Raw genomic sequence first — 24140 nt, 5'->3', positions numbered from 1 at the left:
CCGGTCGACATGAAAAGTAGGTGACGACTCGATACCTGAAAAGATAGTATTACGGCAAGTTACGACAACGAACAGTCTCACAGTCGTTCGAACCGATCACTTATTTGCGTTACCAAGCGAGCGAGCTGTCCCGCCACGTCACGTCCAATGGGGCGTGACCATCAATGTGAAGCGATCGTGCAATGACATCAGGCAACAACCGGCAGTTCGACGATGCAAAGACTTGGCGTCTCGAGAGCGCTGGCCTTTTCGTGTTGCAGCGCGCTGTCAAGGAAGAGCTCGCCGCTCCTTTTTGCCGACGCCGCACGATCATCCCGCGACGTACTGCCGTCGCCTTGCGAACGATCTTGGGAGTGACCCTTGCCGCCGCGATGTCGATGCCCGGCGCATACGCCGCGCGCATTGTCTCGTTGTCGCCGCAAGGGACGGCAAGCGAAGCAAGACAGGTCGTCGCTACCTTTGACGAAGCGATGGTGCGCTTCGGCGACGCAGCGGCGCCCGCGCCCGCCACGGTCGAATGTGATGCAACGCAAGGCAGTATTCGCGGTCAGGGACATTGGCGCGATGCAAGGACCTGGCTCTACGATTTCGAACAAGACTTGCCTGCCGGCAGTCGTTGCCGCATTGGTCTGAACCAAGGCATCCGCGCGATATCGGGCACGGCCTTCAGTGGTCCACCGCTGTATCGCTTCAACACCGGAGGGCCCTATCCGCTGTCCGTACAGCCTTCGCAATATACCGAAATCGAGGAACATCAGGTCTTCGTGCTGCGTCTGACAAGCCCCGTCGAGACCCGCTCGGCACTTGAGAATATCTGGTGCGAAGTCAGTGGCATCGGCAACCGTATTCCCGTCCAGTCCGCGGATGACGCAACACGCAAGGCAGTGCTTGCGCACTTCAAGCTCGGTAAAGACGCCGCGCGCGTGCTGACATTGTCCTGCGCACAGGCGCTGCCCGCCGCGGCAAAAATGCAGCTCGTATTTGGTGCCGGCGTCGCCGCGCCGAACGGCGTGCGCAACGAATCGGAAAAGCGTTTCGACTTTACCGTACACGATCCCTTCACAGCCACGTTCTCGTGCGAGCGCGAAAACGCGAGCGCGCCATGCACGCCGTTGAGCCCGTTGCGAATCGCGTTCAACGCACCGATCCCGCGCGCCCAGGCAGAGGCGATACGCGTGCAAACGCCCAAGGGCACCTTATCGCCCGTGTTCAAGGCGGACGATCACGCCACCGAGGTCGTATCGGTGGAATTTGCCGCGCCGCTGCCCATCGATGCAGCATTGACGGTAACGCTTCCCCCGAACCTGCGGGACGTGGCAGGACGGTCGCTATCAAACGCCGACGGCTTCCCGCTCTCGATGCGCACTGCAGCATTGCCGCCATTGGCGAAGTTCGCGTCCGGCACCTTCGGCATCATCGAACGGTTTGCCGAACCGAACATGCCGGCCATTGTTCCCGTAACCTTGCGCCGCATCGAACCATCGATCTCGGTCACCGGCAATGGTCATGCCGGCGCGCAAACCATGTCGCCCCTTGCTCAGGGCGCACGCTTGAACACGTTGCGTATCGACGACGATTACGCTATCCGCAAATGGATGCGCCTGGTGGAGCGCTTCGACAACGGCGCCATGACCGTCAAGTCCATAGAGGATGCGCGTCCGGGTCTTCTTGCAAAAGGGCAAGACCCGGTATATCCACCGCCAGCGCCGGACCAGCCCGCACCGAAACCGCAAGACCGGGAAATCGACATACGGTCGCTGTCGTTGCTCGCCGGACAGTCCGGGGTGCAGGCAATGACGATACCGGGCACCGGAGAGGATCAGGCCAACAGCCCCCGTCCCTTCGAGGTCATCGGCATTCCTCTGCAAAAGCCGGGTTTCTATGTACTGGAATTGGCATCGGGAGCCTTGGGCCGCTCCTTGCTCGCGGCACCGAAGGACATGTATGTGCGCACGGCCGTATTGGTCACCAATCTCAGCGTGCATTTCAAGCGAGGGCGCGACAATAGCCTGGTTTGGGTGACCTCGCTCGACAAAGGTCTGCCTGTACCGAATGCCACCGTGCGGGTCTCCGATTGCAATGGCGACGAACTCGCGCTCGGCGTGACCGATGCCCAGGGCTTGTATCGCATCGACGCGTCGCTGGCGAACAAACGGACCTGCGCCTACAGGAATGGCGTGGATGGCCTGTTCGTGTCTGCCCGCATCGACGATCCGAAGACCGGGCCGGACATGGCTTTCGTGCGCGCGGACTGGAACCGTGGCATCGAATCCTGGCGCTTCGACGTGCCGACCGACACCGACAGCACGCCGACGGTGCGCGCCCATGCGGTCTTCGATCGCACATTGCTGCGCCTGGGCGAGACGGTGTCGATGAAGTTCTTCCTCCGCACTGAAACCCTTACCGGTCTCGCATTCCCCGCGGACTATCCCTCCCGCGCGATCATCACGCACCTCGGCAGCGGGGACACATATCGTGTGCCGCTGACCTGGAATGACGACCACGCCTCGGATATCCATTTCGAGATCCCCCACGCCGCCAAGCTCGGTGCGTATTCGGTGTCGCTTGAATCGGGCGACGAGAACGCGCCGACGCAGCATTACGACGCCGGTTCGTTCCGTGTGGAGGCATTCCGCCTTCCCATTCTCAAAGGCGCCATTGCCGTGCGCGATGACAAGGCGGATGCGCTCATCGGCGTGAAGGAGGTGCCGCTCGCGTTGCAAATAGCGTACACGTCGGGCGGCGGTGCGGCAAAGCTGCCGGTGCAGGTCTCGGCAATGACGCGATCGGCCAGTGTGCCCTTCTCCGACCGTTATCCCGGCTTCTCCTTCACGCCCTACCGTGTCGGTCGCGATAACGGCGCCATGGACAACGGCAGCGATGACGGCGACGGCAATGACAGCAGCGCTACGCCCACCATTGCTGATCCCGATGCACCGCGCCTGGTGGCCGATAAACTGCCGATCACGCTTGATCGCAACGGCGAGGGCACGATCACCGTCAAGAACGTGCCGGTTGCCGACGCGCCACGCGAACTGTCGCTGGAAGCGCGCTTCGCGGATCCCAACGGGGAATTGCAAACGCTGCGCGGCGGTACCATGATATGGCCGGCCGCGGTGGCCGTGGGTATCCGCACGACGGCATGGATCGCCGTGGGGCAGAAGGTGGCGGTGGACGTGGTGGCCGTGGACCTGCAGGGCAAGCCGAGCGCGTCGGTGCCCATCGAGGTAAAAGGCATATCGCGCACCACGACCTCCAATCGCAAGCGAATGGTCGGTGGGTTCTATGCCTACGATAATCACGATGAAACCCACGATCTGGGCGTGCTTTGCAAAGGTACGAGTGATGCCCAGGGACGCCTGCATTGCGACGCCGCACTGAGCCGCGCCGGCAATATACAGATCGTGGCCGTTGCCAAGGATGGCGACGGAAAGGCGGCGAATGCCTCATCCTCGGTGTGGGTGGCGCATGAGGAAGATCTCTGGTTCGGCGGGGACAACACGGACCGCATTGACATCATTCCGGAACAACGCGACTACGAGCCTGGTGACACCGCACGCTTCCAGGTTCGCATGCCCTTCCGGGAGGCACGGGCACTGGTCGCGGTGGAACGGGCAGGCGTGATGGAGACACATGTCGTCACGTTGAATGGCAAGCAGCCAAATATCGCGCTCAAGGTCGGCGAGGATTGGGGGCCGAATGTCTACGTATCCGTCCTTGCCATCCGGGGTCGACTGCACGTCGTACCGTGGTACTCCTTTTTTACGTGGGGCTGGAAGTCACCCATGCGGTGGACCAAGGCATTTCTCGGTGAGGGGCGCGAATATCGGCCGCCATCGATGCTCGTCGATTTGTCCAAGCCCACGTTCCGCTACGGTCTCGCGGAAATTCGCGTCGGTACCCGTGCGCATCGCCTCGACGTTGCCGTCTCCAGCGATGCCTCGCGCTATCCGGTGCGCGGCAAGGCGCAGGTGACCGTGCGCGTCACGCAGCTGGATGGCAAGCCCGCCCCTGCCGGAACGCGCATCGCACTGGCGGCCGTGGACGAAGCGCTCCTCGAACTGATGCCGAACCGGAGTTGGAATCTGCTCGATGCCATGCTGCAGCGGCGCGGGTACGGCGTGGAAACCGCGACGGCGCAGATGGAGGTCGTGGGCCGCCGACACTTCGGACGCAAGGCGGTGCCGGCCGGCGGCGGCGGCGGCGGCACTGCTCCCACGCGCGAACTATTCGATACCTTGTTGCTGTGGTCGCCAAACGTGGTACTCGACGCCAATGGCAGCGCCAAAGTGACCGTCCCGCTCAATGACTCGTTGACCCGCTTCCGGGTTGTCGCGATTGCATCCGTGGGTGCCGAACGCTTCGGCAACGGCAGCACCTCCTTTGTCGCGACGCAAGATCTGCAATTGATTTCCGGGTTACCGCCCGTGGTGCGCGTTGGGGACACATTCCGTGCGCAATTCACGGTACGCAACACCACGGAACGCCCGATGTCGGTCCTGGTAACGCCACGAATAGAAGGCGCATCCGGTGCAATGCCCAAGGCCGCAGACGTGGCACCTTCCTCTGACGCATCGGGCATGGCGGCAACAGGCATGCCACCACGAACGGTCAAGCTCGCACCCGGCACGGCGCAAGAGGTGGCCTGGATGATCACGGTCCCCCCACCCGCTGAGACACTACCCGACGCCGCGTCAGCGGTCGCCGACCCGGCCAGCGGTGCCGCGGGTAGCGCAATGGCCGCGAAGGCCAACGGCGGCAGTGTGCTGCGCTGGCGCGTGGAGGCGAGTGAACAACGTAAAGACACGCGACCGGGCCCGGCTGCGGAACCAGCAGCAATAATCCTCGCCACTGATGCGCTTTCCATCAGCGAAACCGTCATGCCGGCGGTGCCCGTCACTGTCCAACAGGCAACGCTCGAACAGATCGACGGCCTCATGACAATGCCGGTTAGTGCCCCAGCGGCGGCCATCACCGACGGGGCGCCGTCCGGCATGCCGGTTGTGCGCGGCGGCATCGCCGTGTCACTGGCGGCGACCCTGGCCGATGGTCTGCCCGGCGTCACGCGCTGGCTGCACCACTATCCATATGACTGCCTAGAACAACAAGCGTCGCGCGCAATCGGCCTGCGGGATCTGGCGCAATGGCAAGCCGTGCAAGCAAGGATGCCCGCCTATCTCGATGCCGATGGTCTCCCCACTTATTTCCCGCCGTCCGATGACACGGCGGCACACGGCAGTCCCACGCTGGCCGCGTACTTATTGGTATTGGCCGATGAGGTGCAACATCTCGACCCCCGTTTTGCCTTACCGAACACGCTGCGGGACAGCATGGTGGGCGGTCTTGTCGGTTATGTCGCGGGACGCGTCACACGCGAGGGTTGGGCGCCACAAGAAGACCGGGACCTGCGCAAGCTTGCCGCCATCGAGGCGCTGTCCCGATACGGTGCCGCGCGCGCATCGATGCTCGATAGCGTGGCGCTGAAGCCGGATCGGTGGCCGACATCGGCAGTGCTCGATTACGCGGCCATTCTGTCGCGGCTGCAAGATATCCCGCAACGTGACAAAAAGCGCGCGGCACTGGACCAGATCCTCCGCGCGCGGCTGACCTGGCAAGGCACGCAGTTGGTGTTTTCCACGGCCGCCAGCGATGACCTCTGGTGGCTGATGACAGGCAGCCAGACCAATGCCGCACGGATGTTGCTCGACTTCCTGAACGACCCGGGATGGCAGGACGCGTTGCCGCGCATGGCGACCGGCCTGCTGGCGATGCAGCGTAACGGCGCCTGGTCGACCACTACGGCCAACGCGTTGGGTACGCTTGCCATCACCCGCTTTTCGCGGAAGTTCGAGCGTGCGCCTGTCAATGGCACGACGCGCATCTCCGTGGGAAGCGACGACCGGGCCTTGCGCTGGCCGTCGGGTAATGACAAGGCCTCCCTGGCGACCTTGCTGCCCTGGGCATCGGCCCCGAGCGCGCCGCGCGCAGTCGCTACGGGTTCCGACAAAACGCGCACGACGGACGTGGGTGTCAGTAGCCTGCGGATCGTTCATCAAGGCAGCGGGAAGCCCTGGGCGACCATCGAGAGTCTGGCGGCAGTGCCCGTGAGCGCGCCATTTGCGGCGGGCTATCGGATCAAGAAGACGATCACCCCGCTCTCTCCGGCGGAGAAGGGGCGCTATACCCGCGGTGATGTCTTGCGCGTACGGATTGAAGTCGATGCGCAAAGTCCCATGACCTGGGTGGTCGTCAATGACCCGGTGCCGTCGGGCGCGACGATCCTGGGTTCGGGCCTCGGCCGCGACGCCGATATGACCGCGCAAGTCGACGGGCAGCGTCCAGGCGCTGACGACAATGCCTGGCCCGAGTTCATCGAGCGCAGCTTTGATGGTTACCGTGCCTATTTCAGCTACCTGCCCAAAGGACACTTTTCGATCGAATATACGGTGCGGCTGAATAACGTCGGCACCTTTGGCATGCCGCCCACGCGCGTGGAGGCGTTGTATGCGCCGTCGGTGTACGGCGTGGCACCAAACGCGCCGGTTACCGTCGCGCCACAGTCGGAGGCGACATCGTCATGACGCGTGGCGGCCTCGCGTCCGCGCTGATATTGGCATGCACGATCGGACTCGAATCCAGCGCCGCGCTGGCGCTGCCGTCGTTCGATACCGTGCGTCAGGATTGGCACAGCGCGGATTGGACACTGCTTGCGCGTGACGGCACGCCACTACAACGCACGCGCGTTGACTTTACGGCACGGCGTGGCGATTGGGTAGCCTTGTCCGATGTGTCGCCGGCATTGTTGCAGGCTATCGTCGTCTCCGAGGATCGACGCTTCTATGCGCACGGCGGCGTGGACTGGCGCGGCGCGGTCGGCGCGGCCTGGGCCAATCTGTGGAACACGCGAACACGGGGCGCATCCACCGTCACCATGCAACTGGCCGGCCTTCTTGATGATGACCGACGGCATGCCGGGCGACGTACCTGGACCGACAAGGCGGATCAGGCGTGGGAAGCGCTGCAACTCGAAAGACACTGGCGTAAAGACCAGATCCTGGAAGCCTATCTGAACCTCGTGCCTTTTCGCGGTGAGACGATCGGCCTGGATGCATTGTCACGTACCCTGTTCGGCAAAGCGCCGGCCGGACTGGATGCGCGAGAAGCAGCGATTGCGGCGGCATTGGTCCGGGCACCGAATGCGGCCCCCAGCAAGATGTACGCACGCGCTTGCGTCATTTTGAAAGATATGGATGCCACCGCCAATTGCACGGTGCTCGACGGCGATCCCGCGCTCTACCGCAACGGTGTCACACAGACATCCTGGCAGACCACGCGCATCGGCATGGCCGGCAATGATAATGTGAGCGGACGAAATGCCGCCAGCGATCTGGCCCTTCATTTCGCGCGGCGTATCGCCGTAGAGGTACATCCGGCCGCCGGCGCCCGGGTGCGCTCCACGCTTGATGCAGGCCTGCAACGCTTCGCGCGTGATGCATTACAACGCGTATTGATCGAATTGAACACGCCCGGGCAAGCGCGGCACGTACAGGACGGCGCCGTCGTCGTTATCGATAACGCAAGTGGGGAGATCCGTGCCTGGGTAGGCTCGTCGGGCGCGCTATCGGCCGCGGGTGAAGTCGACACCGTGATGGCTTTGCGTCAGGCGGGGTCGACGCTGAAACCGTTCCTCTTCGCACAGGCCATCGATGAAAATCGCTTGAACGCGGCATCATTGCTAGACGATTCGCCGCTTGACATTGCCGCTGGCGGCGGCCTTTATATCCCGCAGAACTACGACAAGCATTTCAAGGGATGGGTCAGCGTGCGCAGTGCGCTTGGGGGCTCGCTGAATGTGCCTGCCGTGCGCACGCTGATGCTGGTGACACCGCATCGCTTTGCAAAAACACTGAGGGGGCTGGGGCTACCGCTGACCGAGGAAGGCGACTACTACGGCTATAGTCTGGCCCTGGGTAGCGCCGACGTCACGTTGCTAACGCTGGCGAATGCCTATCGCGCGCTGGCGAATGGCGGTCAATTCACCCCAACGCGAGATCTACCGGCCGTAATGCACGAGACGGCAAATGCCACCGCTGCCAGCGCCCCGCGCCGCGTGTCCGATATCGCGAGAAACGGGGGAACGATACGAACAGGCACGCGAAGCCTGCCCGAAAGCAAGCGGATCTTCAGTCCGGCGGCTTCCTATATCATCACGGATATCCTGGCGGACAACAATGCCCGGGTGCGCACCTTTGGCCTGGATAGCGTTCTGAACACGCGCGGCTTCTCCGCGGTGAAAACGGGAACCAGCAAAGACATGCGCGACAACTGGGCGGTCGGATTCACCTCGCGATACACGATAGGCGTGTGGGTAGGCAACGCGGACGGTTCACCAATGTGGGACGTCTCGGGCGTGACAGGGGCTGCACCGGTGTGGGCCGCGATTGCCGCGTATCTCGGGCACCGTGCACCAAGCATGGCCCCACCACCGCCTGCAGACACAGAGCGGCGCCGTATTACGTATGTGCCCGGCATCGAGCCAACGCGAAGCGAATGGTTTTTACGTGGCACCGGCGTTGACACGATCCGCCTCTCGACACTGGCGCAAAGCAATGCGAAAACCCACGCCGCCAGCAACGCGGCGAATGCTCGCTCGCAAATCATGGGGGGGGCGGCAAACGGTGGCGCACTGCCGCCACGCCGCGACGTCAATGGCCCACTGGCCATTTCCGCCCCGGCGGACGGAACGATTTTCGCGCTCGATCCCGATATTCCGCCTCCCAATCAACGCATCTGGTTCGAGCAGGGTGATGCCCCTGATACGCGTGCCAGCTGGCGACTCGACGGGCGCATCGTCGGCACGGGAACACGCGTCGCCTGGTCACCATGGCCCGGACGACACAAGGTCCAACTCATCGACGCGCGGGGACGCGTGGCCGATACGATCGCCTTTGAAGTACGCGGTGCGTTTGCCTCAGTTCCGGAGCCACACGACACAAGGAATCGCAGATAGGGAATGCGCCGGGCAAACGTAAAAGCACCGCGCGTCCTGAACGGCCAGCCAGGACACGCGGTGCTTTATACGTGGAGCGGGCGACGCTGCGCTGGTGTCCATACAGCCGTCGCGCCAATCAACGCGACGGCATGATGCCGCTTAGAAGCGATGGATGATGCCTGCACCCACGGCAAATTGATTGCTACTCGAGGATGGCGTCGAATTCATGCCATCGCCGAGGGTTGCCGTGGCAGAAATGATATTACCGGCACCGCTCGTCCCCAACGTATTGCCCTTGGCACGCTGATAAGCCTCCAGCAGATAGAAGCCAGTGCGTTTTGACAGGGCGTAATACTGGGACAGATTGAATTGATGGTAGCGCGCGCTATCCGTGATCCCGTTTGCTTTCGTTGCCTGCGTATAGGAATAACCTGCGCCAAAATCCCAGGCTGGCAATGGGTGCCAATGGAGCACCGCGCCCGCGATATTGAAAATCGCCGTATCGCGGTAGCTGGAAGCGGCCCCCGGGATGTACTGGGTGTTCGTGTACGTCGCCGTCACATCCCAGGCCGGAGAGAATTGATAGCTCAGTCCCACCGCGAAGCGCTGCTGCGCACGTGCGGTCTGGTACCCATTCGTCAGCGCGGAGACACCTGCTTGCGCGCCATTGCTCGATGTCGTCGAATTGGCGCCCCAGGCGCCGCCGGCCGTATTGGAATTTTCAATCCGTTCGAATGCAACCCCTACGCCCACCGGTCCATTCAAATACTGCAAGCCCGTTGCCCAGGTGGCGCCGGCATTGGTGCTACCCGCCACGCCGCCGAACGAGTACGATCCGCTGGCCTGCAGCCCGTACCAACGAGGACTGGTGTACTCCAGCGTGTTGTTTGCACGGTAGATCGTATCCAGTCCATCCACGTCACCAGGGTGCGCGCCGTAGTACCCGGTGATCCATGTCGTCGGACTAAACTTCGACATCGTCTGATAGTAAGACGCGTACTGACGCCCCGCCGTCAACGTACCGTAATCGCTGTGTGTCAGCCCGACCCAGGCCTGTCTGCCAAACATGGCATTGGTATATTGCGTGGCACCCGTCGCGGAATTGAACCCGGACTCGAGGGTGAAGATTGCCTTCGCCCCACCGCCCAGATCCTCGGTGCCCTTCAAACCAAAGCGGCTTCCCGCCCAGATGCCCTGATTCATTTTCGTCAGCGAAGCACCCCCGGACGTGCTGCCCAGTGAGGAAGCGTTATTTTGATATCCGATACCGGAATCAACAACGCCGTACAAAGTCACACTGCTCTGTGCGAAGGCGATTGACGAACTGGTCGCCCCTGCCAGCGCGATCGCCAAGATAACCGCCGAACGCATCGCCGTCGGACGAATAGACGTATGTTGCAGGCTAGCCACGCCCGTTTCATACCCCTGCGCGTCTCCCCCGCGTGCAGCCATGCTCTGTTTTTTCATGAAACCCCTCCAGAAAATCTATTTTTTTTTAGGATTTATATCAAAATCATCCCGATCTGCCTTAAGGCTCGGTAAGAATGTCACAACATCTTTCTTAGCGCTCTACCAAACAACCCGTAATCGGGCGATGCGTGATCTATTAGCAACAATCGCACACGGCGCGGTGCGTTTTGAGGGACCGGTGACGTCCCGCACAGATGCCAAAGCAGCGCCTCAGCCTGAAGTCACCAGACGTGCCTTTTATCGCAAAAGACGGTAGCCGAGCCGAACGAAAGGTGGTGCGTCCGGCGCGGACGGCGCCGTGTCACGGATTGGCAAGCGTTGCTGCCGCATCAAAAATGGGCAATGTCGGCGCGGATGCAAGCAAGGTCCGCGTGTAAGGGTGCGTGGGCGCGCGATAAACCGTGGGCGTCGGACCTTGTTCGACTACCCTGCCATTGTGCAGAACCAGTACTCGGTCGCTGATGTGCGCGATGACATCGAGATCATGCGAGATGAACAGCACAGCGGTATGGTTACGCCGTTGCAACTTGGCCAGTACATCCAGCACCTGCGCCTGGACATGCACATCGAGCGCCGATACGGGTTCGTCACAAACAATCAGGTCCGGCTCCGAGGCTACGGCACGCGCGATGGCGATACGTTGACGCTGTCCACCGGACAACGTGATCGGATAGCGTGACAATACCCCGGCATCCAGGCTGACCTGCTCTAGCAGCATCACGCTCCGTGCCAACACCTCATCCGGCGTCAGTGCCTGCGCATGCCGTATGTCATGCAACGCTTCCCGTAAAAGATCACGTACCGTATAGCGCGGGTCGAACGAACCCAGTGGATCCTGGGGGATATACCGTAACCTTGAACGTCGTGCCGTCCTCTCGCGTTCCAACGCGTGTGCGTGATTCCAGGATGATCCGGCAAACGTTACGGCACCGCCATCAAGTGATAACAGCCCGAGGACAATTTTCGCAATCGTGCTTTTGCCAGAGCCGGACTCGCCGACGATACCCACTACTTCGCCCGGATTCACCGAAAATGAGACATCGTCCAGTGCGATGAAGTGACCGCTTGACGCATGCCAATCCCCTTTGAGCGTGTAGCGTTTATTGATGCCCTGTACCGACAAGATAGGCGTGGTCGAGGCAGCGGGCAACGTCCCGGGCGCATCGCCCTGCCGCGGCGGTAAAGGCTGGCGCACGACGGCATGCGTCATGGCGGCGGACCCAGGCATGGGCACTGCCACGATATCGGCGGAGCGTAAGGCAAAGCCACGAGAGTGCAGCGACGGCCGCGCGGCTAGCAAGCGCCGGGTATAGGCATGGGAGGAGGCACTCAACACCTTTGCAGTGGGTCCGCTATCCACCACTTCGCCGTGGTGCAATACGATAACGCGATCGGCTATGCCACTTACCAGTGCAAGGTCGTGGCTGATCAAGAGCAAACCGACCCCGGCACGTAAGCGCTGCCGCAGCACGTCCAGGACCTGCGCCTGGACCGTCACATCCAGGGCCGTCGTCGGCTCGTCGGCGATCAGCAGCGCAGGCTGCGCGGCCATGGCGGCGGCAATCAACGCCCGTTGCCGCAAGCCACCTGAAAGTGCACCGGCACGTTGCCGGACCCGCCGTTCCGGTTCGACCATCCCCACCTTGCGTAGCAGCGCCAACACGCCGGCATCGCGTGCCCGGCGCGATTCGCGCGGATGATGCAATGCGCGCGCTTCACCAATCTCCGCGCCAATCGTCCGCAACGGGTCAAGGGAAACCAATGCGTCCTGCATCACCAGTCCCGCAAAGCCACCTCGCACCTCGCGCCAGTGCCGCGCCGTGAAGGTTCGTGCGTCACGTCCATCGATGTCGAAGCGGCTTGCGTCGATGCGCGCGCCACTGCCAGCCAGGCCGAGCAGACTACGCGCCGTGACACTCTTGCCTGAGCCCGATTCGCCCACCAACGCCACGCATTCACCAGCATGAACCGTAATATCAATCCCGCGTACGACGGATGCAGCGTCAGGATCCCTGGCCCGCGTCGGAAAACAGATGTGCAGATTCTTTACATCCACCAGTACGCGGCCCGCATTCTTTTCCGCGCCGGGTGATGCGGTAAGCGGGAAGGCATCGATCACGGCATCGGAGCGAGATTCCGGGGTCGCGTTTTCCAGCCGGGTGTTCGCAAGCATCGTCATCGTCCATCGCCTCCATAGCGCCGTGAGGTATATTTACCGATAACGGTGAACGCAATGACTGTCAGTGTGATGGCCGCGCCGGGAAAGACACTGGGCCACCAGGCCACGCGCAGTGCGGCGCGCCCTTCCGCCAGCATCACACCCCATTCCGGCGTGGGTGGTTGTGGCCCTAATCCCAAAAAGCTCAATGCCGAGACAGCGATGATGACCGCGCCGATATCCAGCGTCGCGATCACCGGCACGGCAGACAACACGTTCGGCAAGACGTGTGTGAAAAACGTCCGTCGGCGCGACGCACCGAATGTCACCGCGTGTGTAACGTAGTCGGCACGGCGCACCACCTGCGCCTGCGCGCGAAGCACACGTCCGAATTTCGGAATACCCGCGATGCCGACGGCGATCGCGATATTGACGATGCCTTGCCCAAGAAAAGATACGACGAACAGCGACAGCAGGATGGGGGGAAACGCAGACAGTACATCCAGCAGACGCGATGCACTTTCATCGATGAGGCGATTGCTCAACCCCGCGGTCAATCCGATCACCAGACCAATCAGCAACGCAACCACCATTGCCGCCAGGCCGATCAGCAACGAGTAGCGGGCGCCATATACGACACGCGCGAAAACGTCGCGACCGATGCGGTCTGTGCCGAACCAATACTGTGCATCCGGGCGATGCAGCGCATTTCCCACCTCGCTGACCAGCGGATCATGATGGGTGAAAAGCGTCGGCATGGCCAGCATGCAGGCCAGTACGAACAAGTAAAATCCGGCAATCAGTACCGGTATCGGCAATTGCAGGACACCGTGCAATGCATTCCCAAAGCGCGCGGTGTGACCACGGCGTGGCGTGCCATGGCGCGCGGACGGGTTAAATGTAGCGCCACCAGACGGTGGCGTGATTAAACTTTTCGACATGCCACACCTCAATCGTTGCGCAAACGGGGATCCACAAACAGATAGGCGATATCGAGCAGTGTCGAGATCACGACGTGGACAAACGCCGCCAACAGGACGACCGCCAGAACCACCGGTACATCCTGCGAGGTCACCGCATCCAATGTCACGGTCCCGAGCCCCGGGCGACCAAAAAGCTTTTCCGTAATAACGGCACCACCGAGCAAGCCCCCGATCATCCAACCGCCGAGCGTCAGTACCGGCAGCAATGCATGCCGCAGGGCATGCCGGACTCGCAGACACCATTCGGAGGCACCACGTGCACGAACCGTCGTTGCAAATGGTTGCGACAAGGCCCGCTCCAATGATTCACGCATGACCTGGGACAATACGCCGGCGGTCGGCAATGCCAGCGTCACCGCCGGCAGCACCAAGGCGGAGAAATTCGCTGCACCGGAAACCGGGAACCAATGCCATTGAAAAGAGAACGCGATCAATAGCAACAAACCCAACCAGAAGACCGGCATGGACGTCATCACCTGCTCGACCGCGGATGCACCGGCGCTCAACCAGATGCCAACCCGTGGCGTATGGCGGCGCCCTCCGAACTGAAACGCGTTCGCGCCAATCCCTGCCGTGGCGCTCGCCATACAGAACGACAACACAATGGCCAATACCGCCGCGCCAGCCGCCAGTTGCAGTGTTGGCCATAATTGCGAAGCCAGAATGGCCGCCACCGGTTGCTGCATCACATAAGAGGTACCCAGGTCCCCGTGGAGCAAGCGCCATAGAAAATGCCAGTACTGCCAGGGCAAACTGTGGTCGAGACCCCACTGCGCTGCAATGGCTTCGCGCAAACCGGGGTAAGACAGATCGCCCGCCAAGACGTCTTCGATACGACCCGGCAATGCATGCAACGCCAAAAACGTGGCCGTGGCCGCACCCCAGAGCACGACCACCCCGGTGAGCATCCTGGTAACGATCGATCGAATCATTGATGCCCTCATAAAAAGAAACCTATCGTGCATTGGCCAATGCATCCATCACAGCCTCGACCCGCACCGGCGCATCAAGGCAACCTACTTGAGAGGGTCGTTGCCTATTTTCCATGTGCAAGCCAGAGGTCGTATGCACCAGATGGACCGTCCAACTGCGGCTCGAAGCTGATGCCGTTCACGGTCGACTTCGCGGCGAGGTGATACGCCGGTGCGAAGAGCGGCACGATATAGGCTTGGTCGACCGCACGCTGTTGTATCTGACGCAGCAGCGCCGTGCGTTCCGCCCCCACCGGCAACAGGCGGGCGCGGTTGATGTCCCCTACCAACGTCGCGTCCCTGTTCTGGATCGCGTTGTACAGAAAACCTTGATCGCCCAGCATGTCCCACAATTCCATCGCCACGTCGGAAGGATTATCGGTATTCGGATAGATGGTCCAGTTACCGGTGGCTTTCTGGTTCGCGAAATCGGCGGCGGTGTTGATATGCAACCCCAGGTCGAAGCCCAGGTTCTGGCGCAATGCGGACTGAATCGCACGAATCAACGTGTCCCGATCATCGCGTACGTATGGCTGTGGATAGCCCACCTCGATCGACAGTCGCTTGCCATCCTTCGTTCGAAATCCGTCCTTGTCACGTTGTGTCCATCCTGCCTCATCGAGCAGTGCATTTGCTTCCTTCACCCGATTGCCCCAACTCCCCTTGAGCGCGGCGTTGTATTCGGGATTGTCTGGACCGATATTCGACCAGGCGCGGCGGACAGTGCCCAGATACACGCTATTGACAATACCATCGAGGTCGAACCCGTCGCGTAACGCACGACACACTCGCACATCGTTGGCGGGTGGCACGGTGTAGTTGACATTCAGCGTGAAGGACGTTGTTGCGGACGGTCCCGAAATGTACCTGAAACCCTCGACGCGGTCGAACACGGACACATCGGTGGGTTGTACCCCTTCGATCAAATCCACCTGCCCCGAACTGAGCGCACCCGTGCGCACCGACGCCTCGGGAAGGAATCGATAGGTAATCTGATCCAGATAAGCCGGCCCCTGATGCTTCGATGTTGCCGGTGCCCATTGGTAATCGGTATTGCGGACAAAGCGCGCGAACTGCCCACGCTGATATGCAGCGAAGGTGAAGGGCCCCGTACCCACCAAGCCCGGACCACCAGCACATAGATCGATGCCACTGGACAGCGACTTCGGCGACAGGAACCCCAGCTTGACGCTCGATAGCGATTCAAGCGTCGTGGAATCCGGCTGTTTCATGGCCAGCCGGACCACGAACGGCGAGACGACATCAACATGATCCAGATGTACAAGCAACGACGCCGATGCGGAGGTCGTGCTGACGTTGGCCAGAATGTAGTCATAGTTGGCCTTCACCGCGGCGGCATCGAAACGTGTGCCATCAGTGAAATGCACGTCATCCCGTAAGTCGATGATGTATGCCTTCCCGTCGCTGGACGTCTGCCATGACTTTGCGAGCCAGGGCGAGTAGGTGCCATCGGCGTTCTTGAAGACCAGCGAGTCAACGAAGTTGCGAATGATCCAGAATGCGTTCTGTTGTGACGCTCTATGCGGGTCGAAGCAAACCGGTTCCGTTGTCACGCCCCACGTCAGCGCGCCCCCTTTCTCAGGCGCTGATTGTCCCGCGCCTGAGGCCGCCGCCAGTGCATTTGTCTCCGGCGAACCGCCGCTGGCCGCTGCTACCGCGCTTGCCGGTCGCGATTCCGTGGTCGCTGCGTCAGTGCGCGATTTACCACACGCACAAAGCATCGCACTCATCAAGACAACCAATACGGGTCTGATCCATCCGATCGGCTTTGCCACCCGCCTTGGATACGGGTTGCGTAATGTCGTGGCAGGAAGCCTAGCATGCACTTCCTCGCCCGCTGTTGCTTTTATGTCCCGCCGTTTAATGGTTCCGCGTGCAGCCAGCATGCTCATCTTGCAGTCTCGTATTTCGAATGACCAGACAGCATAGGGAATGCCGTTCCTCGTGCACAACGAAGGAATTCAACTAACCTTATCGCGTAATGACATGTATTCGACTGACCTTTACTGAAGATATCGTTATCGCAAATGGTCAGTTCGATTGACCGTCTATCGGTGTTAGCGTGTCGATCACACCCTGAACTCGTCACTCTCGATACCGTATGAGCGCACTTCCCTCACTTTCGAAACACGTCAAAAAGAATATCCGATCCGCGATTGGACAACGCTTGCAGAGTGATATAAGGCATGCGCCAGTTCGTCGATTCTGGTTCGACGATGCACAATCGTCGCGCTCCATCGCAGATGAGCGGCTGCACCGGCGGCAGCGTCTGGCGGTGGCATTTCGCCTGTTCGCGCAAAACGGTTTCGCGCATGGCCTCGCCGGCCATATCACGGCGCGTGACCCGGAATGGGAAGATCATTTCTGGGTCAACCCGCTGGGGAAGCACTTCAGCCGGATCCGGGTGTCGGATCTCTTGCTGGTAAATCGCGATGGTGAGATTGTCGTGGGCGAAGGACCCGTGAACCAGGCGGCGTTTGCCATCCATGCCGCCATCCATGAGGCGCGCCCGGAAATCGTGGCAGCTGCCCATACCCACTCTCTATACGGCAAGGCATGGTCGACACTCGGCCGGGAACTGCTGCCATTGACACAAGACGCCTGTGCGTTCTATCAGGATCACGCGTTGTTCGACGATTTCCAGGGCGTCGTGCTTGATACCAGCGAGGGGGCTCGCATCGCCGAGGCATTAGGACCACGCAAGGCCGTTATCTTGAAAAACCATGGCATCCTCACCGCCGGCCCGTCGGTCGAAGCTGCCGCCTGGTGGTATCTGTCTTTGGAGAACGCGTGCCGCACGCAATTGCTTGCGGAAGCGGCCGGTACGCCGTCCCCCATTCCCCATAATATCGCCACGCTGACCCATCAGCAGGTTGGCCGTCCTGGCGGTGCGCTGCATGCATTCCAGAATCTGTATGAAGGCATCGTTGCCACCGAGCCTGATGTCCTGGACTAATGCCGTCGGCGCGGACCAGGTGTAGTCCGCTCTTTAAAAATCGGCCACCTTGCCCCACGACGACGCCGCGAATCGTGCCGGGTCATACGGCTTTTCATCGATTTCGGGATGCTTGCCGGTGATCAGGTCAGCCACCAGATAGCCGGCGCCCGGCCCAATTCCGAAACCATGCCCGGAAAAGCCTGCGGCCAATATCAGGCCACGTACTTGTGCCGTTTCCCCGATGGCGGGAACGCCATCGGGTGTACTGTCGATATAGCCGGCCCAACTGTGCGTAATCGATGTCCTGCCCAGAGCCGGTAGCAAGGCGACAGCCCGCCGATACGTGAGCGCAATGGCGTATTTATCCGGCACCGGATCCAAAACACGTATGCGCTCCATCGGCGTTGGTGCATCCAGCCGCCATCGTGCAAGCGTTTCATGCCCTCCGCGCACCCCTTCCAAATTGCCTGGCTTCAGGCTTCGCCAGCGCTTGGCAAACATCGGCACGAACTGCGGGGCGAAACGCAGCATCTGTGCGGTGGGATCGACCCGCCCACGGCCACTGATCGCTAAGGTATAGCCGCCATTACTGCGCTGCGTCAACGACACCTCGGATGTATGCAACGCCGCCGGCAGCGTTTCGGCGGGAGCCGATACGGCCAGAATCGACGAACGAATCGATGCCTGCGGAAAACGGATGTCCAATTGGCGACAAAACGACGACGCCCACGCACCTCCTGCGAGCACGACCGACTTGGTACGGATCGTCCCGTGCTCCGTGATGACGCCTGCCACCTCACCCGCGGCCAGCTCCAGGCCCCGCGCGGCGCATTCCTGGTGTACGGTGCCACCGAGTTTCATCAGCGCACGGGCCACCGCCGGCGCCGCTTTTGCCGGGTCCGCCGTCCCATCGGACGGCGAAAGCACGCCGCCTTTCCAGACCTTGCCGGTTGCCTGCCCGTAAGTCGCCGCCGACGTGGCGTCGAGCATATGCGTTGTCACGCCGACGGTCCTGGCAAAGTCACGCCACCGCGCCCAGCGCGCTATTTCCGCTTCATCGTTACTCAAATACAAAAGCCCGCAACGTCGAAAGCCGGTGTCCTCGCCACTCTCCTGCGAAAAACGTTCCCACAGGTCGAGGCTCTGGGTCGAGATGGGCAACTCCCGGGCATCACGATTTTGCTGACGGCACCACCCCCAATTTCGAGATGACTGCTCCGCGCCGATACGGCCTTTCTCCAGCAATGCGACGCGCAATCCCCGCTGCGCCAGATAATAAGCGGAGAAAACACCGACGATACCGCCGCCAATGACAACAACATCCGCCGTCACCGGCAAGGCACTGCTGCCATCAACGCTTTCCAATAAAACAGCCATCGCCTCTACCTTTACGTTGCTTCTCGACTTGCGATACAGATGTCGCCGCCGCATATGCGCAATGCCAGCTTTTATCCAAAGACCTTACGCATTCCACCAGACGTATTCGGCAAAGTTGAATCCCATCATCGGACCGGTCGGGATCGATTTCAAACCCTGTATCCGCTTGTCATAGCCATCGAGAAAGCTGACAAAGGCGGGAATGCCGATGCTGCCCTCCGTGCTGATAATCTGCTGCATATCGCCGTACATCTGCTTGCGCTTGGCTTCATCGGTTTCAGCGCGAGCGGCCAACAGCAATTGATCGAATTTCGGATTATTCCAGCCGGATTCGTTCCATGGCGCCTTGCTCGCGAAAAACTGCGAGAACAGCACGTCGGCGCTGGGACGGGGATTGATATTGCCAAAACTCAATGGACGTCGCATCCAGTAATTCGACCAATAGCCGTCCGCTGGAACACGATTGATTGGTATCTGGACGCCAACCCGCGCCGCGGCCTGCTGCAAGAAGACCGCCATTTCCTGCGACCCATTCGCAGCAGTAGTCGCAAAAACCGGTGGTGTGCTTTTTCCTAAAACGCCCGCGTTCTTGAAATGGAATTTCGCCTTGTCCAGATCGAACGGCAAAGGCTTCACTTCCGCGTTGTAATAACGATGCATTGGCGGCAATGGTTGGTCATTGCCGACTACTGCATAGCCTCCGAATACCGCATCACGAATCTGTGTCCGGTCGAAGAGATATTTCATACCTTGCACAAAATCACGATTGCCGGTCAGCGGGTCGTCCACCCTCATGATCAAATCGCTGTACAGCCCGGACTTGGTTTCCATGATGGCAAACCCGGACGCCGAACTGACTTGCTTCGTCGAGCGCGGATTAACCGCGTTGACAAGTTGCACATCTCCTGCGAGCAATGCATTGACCCGGGCAGCACCATCCGCGATGCCAACAAGCTCCACTTGATCAAGGTGCGGCAACCCCGGCTTGAAGTATTGCTCGTTCCGAATCCCGGCTGTCAATACGCCCGGTTGAAATGTCTTAAGCTTATATGGACCGGTCCCGATGGCCGTCGAGAAGTCAGTTGTCTGATCCTTCACGATCACCAGATGCGAGTCGGCTAGCAACACCGGTAAATCGGCGTTGGCGTTCGCCAGCGTCAATTCGATCTGGTTTGGGCCAATGGCTTTCGCGTCGGTGAACTGTTCCGCAAGCGTCATGATCTTCGACGCGACTTTCGGATCTTTATGTCGGAGAAGTGAATAGATGACATCGGCTGTCGTAAGCGATTTGCCGTCATGAAACGTCACACCCTTTCGCAAGGTGATAGTCCACACCTTTGCATCGCTGCTGACAATAGATTCCGCCAAGTTCATCGTCGGCGCAAGCGCGCTGTCGAGTTGGGTGAGGCCGCTGTAGAACATGTAAGCACGGATATAGTCACCGCCGGCTGAGCCCTTCGCCGGATCCAGCGTATCGGCGGTCGAACTGCTATCGTACGCTGCGCGAATCGAACCACCGCGACGCGCTGTCGGGGTCGTCGCCGCTTGCACCAGGTAACTCGTGCCTCCCCCGCCCACCAAGACCGCGGCACCCAAAAGATGGCGCATCATATCGCGGCGACCGCTATCTACACGCTTGACATCATCATTGTTCATGCGAAGACTCCGAAGGGGGTGGCTAACATTATGCACAATAGAATTACTGAGTTCCTGAACGCAAGACCGTGCCTGGTTTCAAAAAAACCAAAGAGCGGCATGGGAGCCATTCATCAATGCTTTTTTTAACTAGGATTCCTACACCATTAATTTTTCCATTTTTCAAAAAAAATAAAAATCAATGTGCATGCGATCCTGCTGTGATCTACCTCGATGCACATATCGACCACAGTCATTGCTTCAATGCCGCGGACTATCGTCTGTCTCTGGCAAGGCGTACGGCTTACAAGTGCACCACAGGCGGGCGGACGTTCATGATCCACAGTATCCTTGCCGTACGACGCGCGATATTTTCGACACTATGCGCCAATTCACTGTTGAACTGAAAACTATCGCCGGGCCCAATCTCTTCCGACCGACCGCCGACCGTCAAAACGATGGTACCCTCCAACACCATGCCGGCTTTTTCGCCACTACCCAGCAATATCTCCTTGGATCGCGCACCACTGGGAATGGTAATGATCATGAACTGCAAGTCATGTTGACCATGCGGCGACAACAGCTCCTTTGACAATCCACCTGCCGTCACGGTGAAATGCGGCCGCTGATCCGCTCTTCGTACGAAGTCCGGCACTGACTGAACGCCTACCGGCACGTCATCACCTTCCAGCAGTGTCGTCAACGGCACGTCCAGCGCAACGCGCAACTGTTCGAGAATGCGCACGGACGGATTGGCCAGGCCCCGCTCGATCTGACTGATCATGCCAACGGACACGTCGCTACGCTGCGCAAGCACTTTTAGCGACAGACCACGTTTCTGACGCATGTCGCGCAGACGCACACCCAACTGATTTGCCTCTGTACGATCCAACAGCGGTGTCGCACCGTCCGACACGGTTACGTCGACTTGCGGAGACGATGGGCTGTCTTTGAAATGTCGATCGTCTTCGTGCGAAATCTTTTTCATCGTATTGCGATTCAATGCCTTGAGGAACTGCCAGGAACGAAAAGATCGCGAGGCGTGTCGCGCATCGGCCCGCCCCGCGATTTATAGGCCAAGCAAGGTAGCGAGTGCAGGAAGATCCTTGACCTCGTTTACTTCATAGGCCGGGTTCAAGGCTTCGTGCTGGCGATTAACGAAAGCCTTGTTTTTGATGCCCATATCGTATGCGGTCATCAGGTCATATCGGAAGCTGGACGACACATGCAGCACGTCTTGCGGATTGCAATCGAGTTCCGAGAACAAATATTCGAAAGCTTGTTGCCGCGGTTTATACGCTTGCGCTTGCTCCGCTGTGAACACCTTGTAAAACGGCGCGCCCAGCTTGTCCACATTGCTCTGAATCTGCTCGTTCGCGGCGTTCGACAGAATCACGAGCTTGTACTTGGACGCCAACCGCGCCAATCCGGCAGCCGCATCCGGATGGGGTCCCCACGACGGCACTGCATTGTAAATACCCTCGGCGCCGGCGGCGTCGAAGGGAACCCCGGTGCGTTCGCACGTACGACGTACCGCATTGACCACGACATCGCGAAACGGCTTCCAGTCGCCCAGTACTTCGTCGAGTCGATAGCCGCGGAAAAATTCAACGAATTCAGCCATCTTCGCCGGCGTGAGCTTGTCTGCATACAGGGCACGTGCCGCCTCCGCCATCTGGAAGTTGGTCAACGTACCATAACAATCGAATGTAATGTATTTTGGCTCGAAATCAATCATCATAAGGTCCTGTCGATAGGCAAAGTGATGCAATTCATCTGGGAAGGATCCGCCTGAGAGCGTGGATCTCCTTTGCTAAAAAAACCGGCTGCAACGCCTGCATTACCGCAAATCGTATTAAAAATCGATCAATACACTTTTATAGCGTTGGCACGATTCGAAGGCCTGACGCCCCAGATCCTTGCCGATTCCCGACTGCTTGAATCCGCCGGTCGGGATGATCATGTCGCCGCTGCGGCCATACCGATTAATCCAAATGGTTCCAGCGGCAATGCCGCGCATCGCACGCATCGCCTGGCCGATATCACTGGTATGAATGCCGGCAGCCAATCCATATGTCGGATGCCCCGCCAATGCGATGCCCTCGTCTTCATCCTCAAACGTCTGGACCGTCAGGACAGGGCCGAACAATTCTTCGCGAACGGCCGTGGTTGCCGACGTCACGTTGCCAAGCAACATCGGTCGATAAAAATATCCGTCGGCGGTATCCTCGAAAAAGCCCCCGCCATGCAACACTTCAGCGCCCTCCTCCAGACTCCGCGCAACCATGTCGCGAATACGATGTGCCTGAGTCCGGCTGATGATGGGCGAGTAACTTGTACTTGATAACCAGGTAGGTCCCGGTACGACGTTGTCCAACTGACGCCGTATCCCTTCCACGAGCGGCTCGGCCAGCGCCTTGTGCACGATCAATCGCGTACCCGCGACACACGCCTGTCCGCCGTTGGCGATAAATCCTCGTGCGACGCAGCGCGCTGTCTGCTCAAGATCGTGGACCTGGGAAAATACCAACTGCGGACTTTTCCCTCCCAGCTCCAGTGTCACTGGCTTGGTACCGTGCAAGGCCGCATCGCTCATGATCGACGCCCCGGTTTTCGTCGATCCGGTGAAACTCACCTTTGCAATATCGGGATGACGCGTCAACGCAACGCCCGCACCAGCACCCCGACCATTCACGACATTGAAAATACCCGCGGGTATTCCTGCCTCGATCGCCAGTTCAGCGAGTCGCATTGTCGAAAAAGGTGTCAACTCGGATGGCTTCAATACCACGGCATTTCCCGCGGCCAGCGCTGGCCCACACTTCCAGGAGCACATGGAAAGCGGAAAATTCCACGGGGTGATCGCGCCGATGACGCCATACGGTTCAGCCGCGATAAAACCCAGACTGCTTTGACGAGTTGCTGCAACGTCACCGCCCGCCTTGTCAGAGAGTTCCGCAAAAAAACGAATGACTTCCGCCGTAAGTGGCACATCGGACGTATAAGCCTCCGCCACAGGACGCGTAGAGTTCAGGGCTTCCAATCGCGCGAGCTCGACCGTATGCATATCAATCAGTTGCGCCCATCGCAATAGCACGCGAGCCCGCTCGCGCGGCGCACGTGACGCCCAGCCACTTGCCCGGAGAGCGTCGCGCGCAGTGCGGACTGCAAGATCGACCGTCTCATCGGACGCATCGGGTATGCACCCGACGACTTGACCGTCACAAGCGCGCTGCACATCGATCAGCGGCTCACGCGGATCCAGGTAGCTAGCGCCGATGAAATGGCCTGCGGGTAAAACGATGCCGGCGGGATCAAAGTCCAGAAAGGAGAGCGTCATGCGGCGAATGTCAATCCAGAGAGAAAACCGTAATGGAAGTAAACACAACCTCATCAATCGCCGTCACGCGCATCGTCAAGAAAGCCTTTGGCAGGTCGGTAGCGTAGCAATCGATATGGTTCATTATAGTGAATGTCAAAATAAACGCTATCTGTAAAAACCATGACGAGAAGGCCGACGCTGTGATGGTTTTTCGACGAATTTCACTGTCTAGGCAGTAAGCGCATGAGAACCAAGGTATTCACCGGACTGGAA

General features: G+C 59.9%; 13 protein-coding genes. 3 read left to right on the top strand and 10 right to left on the bottom strand.

The window, feature by feature from the left end:
- Positions 1-182: 182 nt before the first annotated feature.
- Positions 183-6581, top strand: coding sequence for an alpha-2-macroglobulin family protein (locus SJQ66_RS07585; RefSeq protein ID WP_320534153.1), 6399 nt, complete (start codon positions 183-185; stop codon positions 6579-6581).
- On the top strand, positions 6578-9010 hold the full coding sequence (gene pbpC / locus SJQ66_RS07580) for a penicillin-binding protein 1C (protein ID WP_082102802.1): 2433 nt from the start codon (positions 6578-6580) through the stop codon (positions 9008-9010). Before SJQ66_RS07585 ends, pbpC begins: the two co-directional genes overlap by 4 nt.
- 141 nt (positions 9011-9151) lie before the next feature.
- Here pbpC and SJQ66_RS07575 read toward each other — a convergent pair whose 3' ends face one another.
- The 5 genes from SJQ66_RS07575 to SJQ66_RS07555 form a co-directional block, all read right to left on the bottom strand.
- On the bottom strand, positions 9152-10363 hold the full coding sequence (locus SJQ66_RS07575; protein ID WP_036009557.1) for a porin: 1212 nt from the start codon (positions 10361-10363) through the stop codon (positions 9152-9154).
- A 400-nt stretch (positions 10364-10763) separates the two neighbouring features.
- Positions 10764-12641 carry an ATP-binding cassette domain-containing protein gene (locus SJQ66_RS07570; RefSeq protein ID WP_320534152.1) on the bottom strand — a complete coding sequence of 626 codons (1878 nt, stop codon included), beginning with the start codon at positions 12639-12641 and terminating at the stop codon, positions 10764-10766.
- The gene (locus tag SJQ66_RS07565; protein ID WP_082102798.1) at positions 12638-13561 is read right to left on the bottom strand and encodes an ABC transporter permease; all 924 of its coding nucleotides are present in this window, start codon (positions 13559-13561) and stop codon (positions 12638-12640) included. The genes SJQ66_RS07570 and SJQ66_RS07565 overlap by 4 nt, the downstream gene beginning before the upstream one ends.
- Positions 13562-13569: 8 nt before the next feature.
- A complete protein-coding gene (locus SJQ66_RS07560) occupies positions 13570-14535 on the bottom strand; it encodes an ABC transporter permease (protein ID WP_046153259.1) in 966 nt (321 codons plus the stop codon).
- Between the two features lie 104 nt (positions 14536-14639).
- Positions 14640-16487: an ABC transporter substrate-binding protein gene (locus SJQ66_RS07555; RefSeq protein WP_320534151.1), complete on the bottom strand. Its 1848-nt coding sequence runs from the start codon at positions 16485-16487 to the stop codon at positions 14640-14642.
- A gap of 209 nt (positions 16488-16696) precedes the next feature.
- Between SJQ66_RS07555 and SJQ66_RS07550 the strand changes: the two genes are divergently transcribed.
- A complete protein-coding gene (locus SJQ66_RS07550; RefSeq protein WP_253463764.1) occupies positions 16697-17551 on the top strand; it encodes a class II aldolase/adducin family protein in 855 nt (284 codons plus the stop codon).
- A gap of 33 nt (positions 17552-17584) precedes the next feature.
- Here the strand turns inward: SJQ66_RS07550 and SJQ66_RS07545 are convergent, their stop codons facing one another.
- The 5 genes from SJQ66_RS07545 to SJQ66_RS07525 all read right to left on the bottom strand — a co-directional run bounded on the left by SJQ66_RS07545 (position 17585) and on the right by SJQ66_RS07525 (position 23885).
- Positions 17585-18910: an NAD(P)/FAD-dependent oxidoreductase gene (locus SJQ66_RS07545; protein WP_320534150.1), complete on the bottom strand. Its 1326-nt coding sequence runs from the start codon at positions 18908-18910 to the stop codon at positions 17585-17587.
- Positions 18911-18994: 84 nt separating this feature from the next.
- A complete protein-coding gene (locus SJQ66_RS07540) occupies positions 18995-20566 on the bottom strand; it encodes an ABC transporter substrate-binding protein (protein ID WP_024903258.1) in 1572 nt (523 codons plus the stop codon).
- A gap of 283 nt (positions 20567-20849) precedes the next feature.
- A complete protein-coding gene (locus SJQ66_RS07535; protein WP_320534149.1) occupies positions 20850-21533 on the bottom strand; it encodes a helix-turn-helix domain-containing protein in 684 nt (227 codons plus the stop codon).
- Between the two features lie 81 nt (positions 21534-21614).
- Entirely contained in the window at positions 21615-22283 is a 669-nt protein-coding gene (locus SJQ66_RS07530; RefSeq protein WP_024903260.1) for a haloacid dehalogenase type II, read from the bottom strand.
- 117 nt (positions 22284-22400) lie between these two features.
- A complete protein-coding gene (locus SJQ66_RS07525; RefSeq protein ID WP_024903261.1) occupies positions 22401-23885 on the bottom strand; it encodes an aldehyde dehydrogenase family protein in 1485 nt (494 codons plus the stop codon).
- Between the last annotated feature and the right edge of the window lie 255 nt (positions 23886-24140).

This window comes from Robbsia andropogonis (genome assembly GCF_034047095.1).
Taxonomy (GTDB): domain Bacteria; phylum Pseudomonadota; class Gammaproteobacteria; order Burkholderiales; family Burkholderiaceae; genus Robbsia; species Robbsia andropogonis.
This window is presented reverse-complemented; position numbering and strand designations above follow the sequence as displayed.